An 11,694-nucleotide genomic window follows, 5' to 3' on the forward strand; every position below is an offset into this window, starting at 1 on the left:
GAAACCCTTACAGCGGAAGGAAAGCGTGCTCGGCACACGCGGAGACCTCGCCGGTCTCGATGTCGTAGAACCAGCCGTGCACGCGCAAGCTGCCCTCCGCCACGCGCTGGGCGATGAACGGGTAGTCCAGCAGGACCTGCAGCTGCGCCCGGACGTGCTCCTGCCCCTCCGCGCGCATCGCCGGATCGGACAGCTCGCCTGGTGGCTTGGGCCGCAGCCAGCCGCGCATCGCGGGCAGGTGGTCGATGCCGCCGCCGTTCAGTGCGCCCACCGCACCGCAATGGGAATGGCCGCAGACGACGATCTCGCTGACCCCGAGGTGCAGCACCGCGAACTCGATGGTGGCCATCTCGCTGGACGGTGCGGTCAGCGAGTAGGGCGGGATGACGTTTCCGGCCGTGCGGAGTTCGAACAACGAACCCGGCTCGGCACCGGTGATCTGCGCCGTCACGATCCGCGAATCAGCGCACGTGATGAACATCGTGCTGGGCTGCTGACCTTGGGCCAGCTTCTTGCCGATGGCTCGGGAACGCGACTTGGCGTGTGCGCGGGCATGCTGAACAAAGCGATGGAAGTCCATGGGAATCCCTCACTGCTAAGGAAAAAGTGTTCGATTTGATCGGGTAGTGGGGACCGCGATCAGTTCCGGAACACCTGCAGCGCAGGGGGTGTGCGCCAAACCACTATCGGTTCGGCGGAAGACACGAGCACCAGGTTCGGCGCGGCATGTGGTTCGAACACCGTCACGAACGACGGCCTGACCACAGTGGACACTCGCTCGACGGACGTCACGAGCCCGCGCAGCCGGCTCGTCTCGCGCTCCTCGCGGGGCGCTTCCTCCTTGGGCACCGAAGTCTTGGACTTCGGCGGTGGCGCGCCGATCGACACGGGCGTGACGGCCGGTGCCAGCACAGCGCACAGGGCGACCACGACAGCCAGCAGAACGCTGCGCATGCTCCACCCCCCAACCGAGTTGATCTACGACTATCAGTTTCGCCCGAACAGGACAACCCGCGCGATGTGCGGAACTCGCTTCGCCCGTATCCAGTGTGAGATTCACCCGAAAGAGTTTCTGTTTTTACGGAGACGTATGTATGCAGCGAGTGACCTTCGTGCGTTGGAGATGTGCCAAAAGAGGACAACCGGGACCCGTCCCCTGCGTGCTTTGCACAATCGGTGACCGACTGTCGAAGGAGGCCGTCGTGGCGAGGGTTTTCATCAGCCACGCGACGCCGGATGTGGCGATCGCGACACTGATCCGTGACTGGCTCGGCACCGACCACGAAACTTTCCTGGAAGTTCATCCCGAGGACGGAATCCAGGTCGGCGAGGCCTGGCGGGAGCGCCTGCACGACGAGCTGCGCAAGGCGGACGCGGTGGTCTGCGTCGTCAGCGAGGCGTCGATCGCGTCGAGCTGGTGCACGGCCGAGGTCGCCATCGCGGACGCGTTGGGCTGCCTGCTGCTCCCCGTGCAGCTCGAAGGCGTCATCCACCCGTTGATCAGGCACCTGAACCACATCCCGCACACCACCGCGCGCGAGCACCTGGAGAAGGCGCTGCGGCAGTTCGACGCCGGTGGCCGCAAGCTCGCGAAGGACCAGGAACCGTTCCCCGGCCTGGACGCGTTCACCACGTCCCTGAGCGCCGTGTTCTTCGGCCGTGACCAGGAAACCCGCGCGCTGGCCCGCAAGGTGCGCCGCGGCCCCGGCCTGCTCACCGTCGTCGGACCGTCGGGCTGTGGCAAGTCGTCGCTGGTCAAGGCCGGTCTGCTGGCCCAGCTGGCGGACGACCCGCGCTGGCTCGTCATGCCGCCGTGGCTGCCCGGCAACGACCCGCTGGACGCGCTGTCCCGTGCGGTGCGCAAGACCGCCGAACGCGTCGGTCACGACTGGTCGCTGCAGGAGGCGCGGGACCGGCTCGTGCTCGACGGGCTGCACGGCGTCGCGCAGGAGCTCGTCGACGAGGACCGCAGGCTGCTGATCACCATCGACCAGGCCGAGGAGCTCTTCACGCGCGCCGACGAGAAGGACCGCCAGGTGCTGGCGAACCTGCTCCGGGAGGGCCTCGGTGACCGAGTGCGCGTGATCGCGACGCTGCGGTCGGAGTTCCTCGACGACCTGCGGACGTTGCCCGAACTGGCCGGTGTGCACATCGGCAGCTACGTGCTGGCGCCGCTCGCGCGCGAGGTGCTGAACATCGTGATCACCGGTCCCGCGAAGGTGGCCGGCCTCAAAGTCCACCCGGAGCTGGTCGCGCAGCTCGTCGAGGACACCGCGAGCGGCGAAGCGTTGCCGTTGCTGGCGTTCACGTTGCAGCACCTGGCGATGAACGTGCCTCGCGGCGGCACGTTGTCCAGCGAACGGTACGAGCACCTCGGCGGCGTGCACGGCGCACTCGCCCAGCACGCCGACGACGTGCTCGACGGCGCGGTCTCGGAAACCGGTCTGGGCAAGGAGGAACTCCTCTCCCGGCTCGCGATGCTGGCCGCGCTCGACCACACCGGCCTCCCGACCCGCAAACGCGTCAACCTGGCCCAGCTGGACGAAACCGCGCAGAAGGCGTTGGAGGTGTTCGTCCGGCACCGCCTGCTCACCGCGAACGGCGACAAGCAGGGCCGCTGGATCGGCGTGGCGCACGAGGCGTTGTTCACCGAGTGGCGGCCGCTGCGCAACGCGATCGACGAGCGCCAGATCGGCCTGCGCGCGGCCCAGTCGGTCGAGCTGGACGCCTCGCAGTGGATCGAGGGTGCACGGGCGGACCACCTGCTGCTCAACGAGGACACGTTCGCCGCGATCGAACCGCTGGTGTCCGACGACGACCTCAGCCCGGACGCCCGCCGCTACCTCGCCACCAGCCGCGTGCGAATCCATGCCCTGCAACGACAACGTCGTCATGAACGCCGCCGCACGACGAGCTGGCTGGCGGTGTTCCTCGTCGCCGCTGTTGGCGCGGCAGGACTCGCTGCCTTCCAGTGGCACACGGCCAGCGCCCAACGTGACGCGGCGACGGCGCGTGCGCTAGTCGCGCAGGCACAGGTGGTGCGCAACTCCGCGCCACAGCTCGCCTTACGCCTCCGCATAGCCGCACACGCACTGGCGCCGAGCCCGGACACCGAACTGGCCGACGCGGCACGCGCCTGTGCTGTCGCCAGCGGCGGCCTCAGTCGGCACGAGTGGCAGCAACACCTCCCGGGCCTGGCCTACCGCGACACCTGCGCCCGTCAGGAGAACTAGCGCTTGATGCCGAACTTCTCCTCGACCATCCGCCAGAACGCGGGCACGGCCTCGGTGACCGGGTGCTGCTGGATCTCCCGCCGTCCCTGCCGGCGCTTCTTGCGGCCCAGAAAGGTCAACGCGAAACAGCCGTCGTCGACCGGCGCCCCCGTCGACGGTGAGATCACCTTGATCGTCTCGTAGTGCCCGTTCGCCGGGGCCAGCGACACCACGACGAGATCGTGCATCGAGGTGGTCACCCCCAAGCGGTCCGCCACGCCGCTGTCCAGCACGCTCGCGACGATGTCCCGCAGGTATTGGTGCGACTCGAAGCCCTGGTGGTCCCGACGCAGTTCGTCGAACCACTCGGCCACGTCCTCCCACGTCCGGCCTCTGAACTCACCGCGGATCGACGCGAACGCGAGCTGGAAGGGCTCCATGACCGCGACACTAGAGAAAGGCGAACGCCCCGCGCGACTTCATTGTCGCGCGGGGCGTCATGCTGCTCTCCGCTGATCAGACGCCGTTGTCAGACCACAGCGAGCGGAAGCTGGTTCGGAATCACCGGCGACGGCAGGTTCGAGGAACCCGTGAGGAAGTTGTCCACGGCGTTGGCCACGGACCGCCCCTCCGCGATCGCCCACACCACGAGCGAAGCACCGCGGTGTGCGTCGCCGCAGACGAAGACGCCGGGCGCCGAAGTCTGCCAGTCGGAGCCGCACGAGATGGTGCCGCGGGTCGTCAGCGAAATCCCGAGGTCGTCCAGGAGCCGCATGTGCTCGACGCCCTCGAACCCGATCGCCAGCAGCACCATGTCCGCGGGCAGCAGCTCGACCTCGTCGGACAGCGGCACCACGGAACGGCGGCCGGACGAGTCCTTCTCGACACGCACCTGCTGCAGTTCGATGAAGCGCACGTGGCCGTCGTCGTCACCCACGAAGCGACGCACGGCGACGGTGAAGCGGCGCTCGCCGGCTTCCTCGTGTGCCGGGTAGGTGCGCAGGATGTGCGGCCACACCGGCCACGGCGAGCGGTCGTCGTCGCGCACGGTGGGGGGCATCGGGTACTGGTCGAGCTGCGTCACGGACAGCGCGCCCTGGCGGGTCGCGGTGCCGTAGCAGTCGGCACCGGTGTCGCCGCCACCGATCACGATGACGTGCTTGCCCTCAGCCGAGATCGGGGACGGGCCGTCGCCCTCGACGGCGCGGTTCGCGGGGACCAGGTGGTCCATCGCCAGGTGGATGCCCGTCAGCTCACGGCCGGGAGTCGACTTGTCGTCGCGGCCGCGCAGTGCGCCCACGGCCAGCACGACCGCGTCGAACTCGGCCCGCAGCTGCTCGACCGTGACGTCGACACCGACCTCGCAGCCGGTGACGAACTTGGTGCCCTCCCGGCGAAGCTGAGCGAGCCGGCGGTCGAGGACCTTCTTCTCCATCTTGAACTCGGGGATGCCGTACCGCAGCAACCCACCGAGCCGGTCGTCCCGTTCGTACACGACGACTTCGTGGCCCGCACGGGTCAGCTGCTGTGCGGCGGCCAGGCCGGCGGGGCCGGAACCCACGACCGCGACGCGCTTGCCCGAGGACACGGCCGCCTGGGACGGCTGGACGTAGCCGTTCTCCCACGACATGTCCGCGATGGTCTCCTCGACCCGCTTGATCGCGACGGCACCGCCGGCGTCGTGCGAGATCGCCAGCACGCAGGCGGCCTCACACGGTGCCGGGCACAGACGACCCGTGAACTCCGGGAAGTTGTTGGTGGCGTGCAGGCGGTCCGAGGCGAGCTCCCAGTCGCCGCGGCGCACCAGGTCGTTCCACTCGGGGATCAGGTTCCCGAGCGGGCAACCCGCGGTTCCGCTGTGGCAGAAGGGAATGCCGCAGTCCATGCACCGCGTCGCCTGCGTGCGGACGGCCTTGTTCCGCTCGGCGGGATCCTCGGCGAGGTAGACCTCGTTCCAGTCCTGCAAGCGTTCCGGCTTCGGACGCTTCGGCGCGTCGGACCGGGTGTACTTCATGAAACCCTGTGGATCAGCCACGAGACGCCTCCATGACAGCCGCGTCAACGTCCCGGCCCTCGGCGCGGGCGAGGCGCATGGCCTCGAGAACGCGCTGGTAGTCGCCGGGCATGACCTTCGTGAACGCACCGGCTCGCCGAGTCCAGTCACCGAGCAGCGAAGCAGCAACGGCAGAGCCGGTGTGCTCGTGGTGCTTGGTGACGGCGTCCTTGAGCCAACGCAGGTCCTCGGCGCTGAGGCGCTGCAGTTGCACCATCTCCTGGTTCACCGACAACGGGTCCAGGTCGAGCACGTACGCGATGCCGCCGGACATGCCGGCCGCGACGTTGCGACCGGTCGGCCCGAGCACCACGGCCCGGCCACCGGTCATGTATTCGAACGCGTGGTCGCCCACGCCTTCCGCCACCAGCAGGGCACCGGAGTTGCGCACGCAGAACCGCTCACCCACGCGGCCGCGCAGGAACACCTCGCCGGACGTGGCGCCGTAGCCGATCACGTTGCCCGCGATCACCTGGTCCTCGGCGCGGAACGGCGCGTCGTCGTGCGGCCGGACGATGATCCGCCCGCCGGACAGGCCCTTGCCGACGTAGTCGTTCGCGTCGCCGACCATCTCCAGCGTGATGCCGCGCGGCAGGAACGCGCCGAGCGACTGGCCGGCGGACCCGGTGAGCTTCACCCGGATCGTGTCGTCCTCCAGGCCCTCGCCGCCGTAGCGACGGGTGACCTCGGCGCCGAGCAGCGTGCCGACCGTGCGGTTGACGTTGCGGACCGGCAGCTCCAGGTTGACCTGGTGCGCGTCCTCCAGCGCCGCCTCGGCGAGCTGGATCAGCGTGCGGTCCAGGGCCTTGTCCAGGCCGTGGTCCTGGTCGCGGACCTTGCGCTTCGCCGTCGGGTACGGGGTTTCCGGCACCTCGAACACCGGGGAGAGGTTCAGGCCCTCGGTCTTCCAGTGCTCGATCGCGTCGTCCTTGTCGAGCAGCTCCGCGTGCCCGACGGCCTCGTCGATCGTGCGGAAACCGAGCTCCGCCAGCAGTTCCCTGGCCTCCTGCGCGATGAACTCGAAGAAGTTCACGACGTGGTCGGCCTGGCCGGTGTAGCGGGCGCGCAGGTCGGGGTTCTGCGTGGCGACGCCGACCGGGCACGTGTCCAGGTGGCAGACGCGCATCATCACGCAGCCCGCGACGATCAGCGGTGCCGTGGCGAAGCCGAACTCCTCCGCGCCCAGCAAGGCGGCGACGACGACGTCCCGGCCGGTGCGCATCGCGCCGTCCACCTGGACGGTGATGCGGTCGCGCAAACCGTTGAGCAGCAACGTCTGCTGGGTCTCGGCGAGGCCGATCTCCCACGGCGTTCCCGCGTGCTTCAGCGAGTTCATCGGCGAGGCACCGGTGCCGCCGTCGTAGCCGGAGATCAGCACGACGTCCGCGTGGGCCTTGGCGACACCCGCCGCGACCGTGCCGACGCCGATCGACGAGACCAGCTTCACGTGAACGCGCGCCTGCTCGTTCGCGTTCTTCAGATCGTGGATGAGCTGCGCCAGGTCCTCGATCGAGTAGATGTCGTGGTGCGGCGGCGGCGAGATGAGACCGACGCCCGGCGTGGAGTGCCGGGTGCGCGCGACCCACGGGTAGACCTTGAAGCCGGGCAGCTGGCCGCCCTCGCCGGGCTTCGCGCCCTGCGCCATCTTGATCTGGATGTCCGTGGAGTTCACCAGGTACTCGCTGGTGACGCCGAACCGTCCACTCGCGACCTGCTTGACCGCGGAGCGCCGCTCCGGGTCGTACAGACGCTCGCGGTCCTCGCCGCCCTCACCGCTGTTCGACCGGCCGCCGAGGCGGTTCATCGCGATGGCGAGGGTTTCGTGCGCCTCGGCCGAGATCGAGCCGTACGACATGGCGCCGGTGTTGAAGCGCTTGACGATCGAGCTGACCGGCTCGACCTCGTCGATCGGGATCGGCGTGCGGCCCTCGGTGCGGAACTTGAACAGGCCGCGCAACGTGCCGCCCTGCCGCGAGATGCGCTCGACCTCCGCCGTGTACTGGCGGAAGACGTCCTCCTTGCGCGTCTTCGTGGCGTGCTGCAACAGGAACACCGTCTCCGGCGTGAACAGGTGCAGCTCGCCCTCGCGGCGGTACTGGTACTCGCCACCGACCTCGAGCCGGCGGTGCACGCGGTCCGTCGGGTTGTCCGGGTGCGCACGGCGGTGGCGCAGGGCCACCTCCTCGGCCAGCACGTCCAGGTGAACGCCGCCGAGCTTGGACTGCGTACCGGTGAAGTACTCGTCGAGCAGGTCGTTCGACAGGCCGACCGCCTCGAAGACCTGCGCCGCGGTGTAGGCGCCGACCGTCGAGATGCCCATCTTCGACATGATCTTCAGGACGCCCTTGACGAGCGCCTTGACGTAGTTGCGGATCGCCTTGTGCGCCGGGACACCGGTGATGGCGCCCTGGCTGATCAGGTCCTCGATCGTCTCGAACGCGAGGTACGGGTTCACCGCGGCGGCGCCGTAGCTCAGCAGCGCGGCGACGTGGTGGACCTCGCGGCAGTCACCGGACTCGACGACGAGAGCGACGCGCAGACGTTCCTTGGTGCGCACCAAATGGTGGTGCACCGCGGAAACCAGCAGCAGCGACGGGATCGGCGCCATGCGGTGGTCGGAGTCGCGGTCGCTCAGCACCAGCGTCCGGGCACCGTTCGCGATGGCCTCCGACGCCTCGCGACGCACGCGCTCGATCGCGGCGGCCAGTGCCGCGCCGCCACCGTCCACTTCGTACAGTCCGGACAGGACGGTGCAGGCGAAGCCCGGCAGGTCGCCGTCGTCGTTGATGTGGATGAGCTTGGCGAGCTCGTCGTTGTCGATCACCGGGTAGTCGAGCGTCACGTGGCGGCACGAGACGGGGCCGGGGTCGAGCAGGTTCTGCTCGGGGCCCATCACGCGCTTGACGGACGTGACGATCTCCTCGCGGATCGCGTCCAGCGGCGGGTTCGTGACCTGAGCGAAGTTCTGCACGAAGTAGTCGTAGAGCAGCCGGGAACGCTGGCTGAGCGCGGCGACCGGGGTGTCCGTGCCCATGGACGCCAGCGGCTCGGCACCCATGATCGACATGGGCGTGAGCAGGATCCGCAGCTCCTCCTCCGTGTAACCGAAGGTCAGCTGGCGGCGCACGACCGACTCGTGGCTCTGCACCACGTGCTCGCGGTCCTGCAGGTCGGCGAGGTCGAGCAGACCGGCGTGCAGCCACTCGTCGTAGGGCTGCTCGGTGGCGAGCCCCGACTTGAACTCCTCGTCGTCGACGATGCGGCCCTGCTTGGTGTCCACCAGGAACAGACGGCCCGGCTGCAGACGACCCTTCGCGACCACCTGGTCGGACGGCACGTCGAGCACACCCGTCTCGGACGCCAGCACGACGCGGCCGTCGGCGGTCTGCCACCAGCGGGCGGGACGCAGGCCGTTGCGGTCGAGCACCGCGCCGACGAGCTCGCCGTCGGTGAACGTGACACAGGCCGGGCCGTCCCACGGCTCCATCAGCGAGGCGTGGAACTGGTAGAACGCGCGGCGCTTCGGGTCCATCGTGGCGTGGTTCTCCCACGCCTCGGGGATCATCATCAGCACCGCGTGCGGCAGGCTGCGGCCGCCGAGGTGCAGCAGCTCCAGCACCTCGTCGAACGACGCCGAGTCCGACCCGTCGGGGTCGCAGATCGGGAACAGCCGGGCGAGGTCACCGGGAATGAGATCGCTGTCCAGCAACGCCTCGCGGGCGCGCATGCGGTTGCGGTTGCCGCGAACGGTGTTGATCTCACCGTTGTGCGCGACGAACCGGAACGGGTGCGCGAGCGGCCACGAGGGGAAGGTGTTCGTGGAGAAACGGCTGTGCACCAACGCGATCGCCGTGTAGAGGCGCTCGTCGTGCAGGTCCGGGAAGAACGCCGGCAGCTGCTCGGTCGTCAGCATTCCCTTGTAGACGATCGTGCGCGCGGACAGCGACGGGAAGTACACGCTGCCTTCGTGTTCGACCCGCTTGCGCAGGCAGAAGGCCAGCCGGTCCAGCGCGATGCCGGACTCGTCGCGCGTGCCCTTCACGAACAGCTGCGCGAAGTGCGGTGCCACGGAAAGCGCCGTCGGTCCGACGTTCGCCTTCTCCGGGTCGACCGGAACGTCGCGCCAGCCGAGAACGACGAGGTTCTCCTCTTCGGCGATGCATTCGATCTGCTGCATTGCCGCGACGCGTTCTTCGGATTCAAACGGAAGGAAAGCGATTCCCGCCGCGTACTGCCCGCGTTCCGGGAGCTCGAACTCGGCGACCGCGCGCAGGAACTCGTCCGGCAGCTGCAGGAGGATGCCAGCACCGTCGCCCGAGGTGGGCTCGGCGCCGGCGGCGCCGCGGTGCTCCAGGTTGGCCAGCGCTGTCAACGCATCGACGACGATGCCGTGAGAACGCCTGCCCTGGATGTCGGCCACCATGGCGACACCACAGGCGTCGCGCTCATCAGCGGGGTCGTAAAGACCCTGGGGGCCGGGGATGGCGGAGAAGATCACTGCGCAGACCTCCTTCGTCGTCCTCGCGTAAAGAACTAAAGTCCTCGTGCTCAGACCTCGTACCAACAGGTGGGAGCACGGGACGACGATGGCCCGCGTGTTGACGCGACTTTAACAGCCGCGAAACCCAGGGACACCCGCCAATGGGTGATCTAGGTCATGGAAGCGTAACGATTTCCCAGCGCTGAGCGACATTGCAGCGAACGTCGAGCTTCGTTACGGCCGCGTAAGCGTAACCGAGAGTTCAACGTCATCCAGGTTGATGAGAGCTGCGCGACAATCACGGTTTAACACTGGATCCAGCGGGTAACTGAGCGTTTTGCCTGCTCCGCGCTGTGTCATCTCAGTTAGCGGACGCTCACCGGCTTTCGTTCACGTGCAAAAGACCGAGGTCCCGTTCACCCCGCGCCGCATGCGGGGAGAGCGGGACCTCGGCATTCAGGAGGCCTTGCCTGGTCACGTGACCGGAGGCGGGAAGAGACGCCTCCGGTCACGGACGTCCTCAGTGGGCAGCCGCCACCTTGTCCGACTCGGCGTGCTGCTTCTCCAGCAGGTCGTCCACGTCGACCAGGTTCGGGTTGTCCAGCACCTCGTTCAGGCGCTCCTTGTCGAGGCCCTTCTGCCACGCGGCGACGACCAGGGAGCCGACGCCGTTGCCGATCACGTTCGTGATGGCGCGGGCCTCCGACATGAAGCGGTCGATGCCGACGATCAGCGCGATGCCGACCGCGGGGATGGCCGAGTGGGCCTCGAAGGCCTGCAGCGAGGCGGCCAGGGTGACGAGACCGGCGCCGGTGACGCCCGCCGCGCCCTTCGACGCGATCAGCATGAACAGCAGCAGGCCGATCTGGACGCCGATCGAGACGTCGTGACCCGTGGCCTGGGCGATGAAGATCGCGCCCATGGTCAGGTAGATGCAGGTGCCGTCGAGGTTGAACGAGTAGCCGGTCGGGATGGTGAGGCCGACGACCGACTTCTGCGCGCCTGCCGCCTCCAGCTTGACCATCATGCGCGGCAGCACCGACTCGCTGGACGACGTGCCGAGCACGATCAGGATCTCGTCCTTGATGTAGCGCAGGAACTTCAGCAGGCTGAAGCCCGCGATCCGCGCCACGATGCCGAGCACGACGACGATGAACAGCAAACAGGTGGCGTAGAAGGAACCCATCAGCCACAGCAGCTTGCCGAGGATGCCGCCACCGAACTTGCCGACCGTGTAAGCGATACCGCCAAAGGCACCGATCGGCGCCGCGTACATGACGATCTTGATGATGCCGAACATGACCTTGGACAGCGTCTCCATCGCGGAGACGACCTTGGCACCGCGCTCGCCCATGCCCGCCACGGCGACGGCCACGAGGATCGCGATGACAAGGACCTGGATCAGCTGCCCGTCGGTGAACGCGCTGACGAACGACTTCGGGATCAGGCTCAGGATGAAGCCGGTGACGCCGGTCTCCGCGCTCGACGCCGACTTCAGCGTGGCGTCGGCCGCGCTCGCGTTGAGCGCGATCTCACCGCCGTGGTGACCCGGCTGCACGATGTTCACGACGATGAGACCGATGGCGAGCGCCACCGTGGTCATCGCGGTGAAGTAGAGGATCGTCCGCAGTGCGAGACCGCCCGCCTTGGCGAGGTTGCCGAGGCCCGCGATGCCGACGATGATCGTCGCGAAGATGGTCGGCGCGATGACGACCTTGACGAGGTTGACGAACAGATCCGCGAGCCACTTCATCTCGGACGCCTGTTTCGGGAACAGGAAGCCGACGGCCGCGCCCAGCACGATGGAGACGAGCACCCAGAAGTAGAGGTGCTTGTAGATCGGTTTGCGGCCTGCGGTGGTGGTCGCCACGGTTCCTCCTTGAACTTCGCGTTGGGTAGGAGAGTGAGCCGCGCCACCGACGGCAACAAGCCGACAGAAGGAAACTTCA

General features: G+C 68.1%; 7 protein-coding genes. 1 reads left to right on the forward strand and 6 read right to left on the reverse strand.

Going from position 1 to position 11,694, the window contains the following annotated elements:
* Positions 1-7: 7 nt before the first annotated feature.
* Entirely contained in the window at positions 8-580 is a 573-nt protein-coding gene (locus G7043_RS00325) for a carbonic anhydrase (protein ID WP_166042740.1), read from the reverse strand.
* Positions 581-639: 59 nt separating this feature from the next.
* Complete coding sequence (locus tag G7043_RS00330; protein ID WP_166042741.1) at positions 640-954, reverse strand: hypothetical protein; 315 nt, start codon at positions 952-954, stop codon at positions 640-642.
* A gap of 248 nt (positions 955-1,202) precedes the next feature.
* Between G7043_RS00330 and G7043_RS00335 the strand changes: the two genes are divergently transcribed.
* Positions 1,203-3,233: a toll/interleukin-1 receptor domain-containing protein gene (locus G7043_RS00335; RefSeq protein WP_166042742.1), complete on the forward strand. Its 2,031-nt coding sequence runs from the start codon at positions 1,203-1,205 to the stop codon at positions 3,231-3,233.
* Here the strand turns inward: G7043_RS00335 and G7043_RS00340 are convergent.
* The 4 genes from G7043_RS00340 to dctA form a co-directional block, all read right to left on the reverse strand.
* Positions 3,230-3,652, reverse strand: a complete 423-nt coding sequence (locus G7043_RS00340) for a hypothetical protein (RefSeq protein WP_166042743.1) — start codon at positions 3,650-3,652, stop codon at positions 3,230-3,232. The two genes, G7043_RS00335 and G7043_RS00340, sit on opposite strands and share 4 nt — an antisense overlap.
* An 89-nt stretch (positions 3,653-3,741) precedes the next feature.
* Positions 3,742-5,247 carry a glutamate synthase subunit beta gene (locus G7043_RS00345; protein WP_166042744.1) on the reverse strand — a complete coding sequence of 502 codons (1,506 nt, stop codon included), beginning with the start codon at positions 5,245-5,247 and terminating at the stop codon, positions 3,742-3,744.
* Positions 5,240-9,763, reverse strand: coding sequence for a glutamate synthase large subunit (gene gltB / locus G7043_RS00350; protein WP_166042745.1), 4,524 nt, complete (start codon positions 9,761-9,763; stop codon positions 5,240-5,242). Before gltB ends, G7043_RS00345 begins: the two co-directional genes overlap by 8 nt.
* Before the next feature lie 502 nt (positions 9,764-10,265).
* Positions 10,266-11,615 carry a C4-dicarboxylate transporter DctA gene (dctA, locus tag G7043_RS00355; RefSeq protein ID WP_166042746.1) on the reverse strand — a complete coding sequence of 450 codons (1,350 nt, stop codon included), beginning with the start codon at positions 11,613-11,615 and terminating at the stop codon, positions 10,266-10,268.
* Between the last annotated feature and the right edge of the window lie 79 nt (positions 11,616-11,694).

This window comes from Lentzea alba (genome assembly GCF_011067745.1).
Taxonomy (GTDB): Bacteria; Actinomycetota; Actinomycetes; order Mycobacteriales; family Pseudonocardiaceae; genus Lentzea; species Lentzea alba.

Coding starts and splice junctions, on each gene's coding strand:
- G7043_RS00325 (WP_166042740.1), bottom strand. CDS start 580: ATGGACTTCCATCGCTTTGTTCAGCATGCCCGCGCACACGCCAAGTCG.
- G7043_RS00330 (WP_166042741.1), bottom strand. CDS start 954: ATGCGCAGCGTTCTGCTGGCTGTCGTGGTCGCCCTGTGCGCTGTGCTG.
- G7043_RS00340 (WP_166042743.1), bottom strand. CDS start 3,652: ATGGAGCCCTTCCAGCTCGCGTTCGCGTCGATCCGCGGTGAGTTCAGA.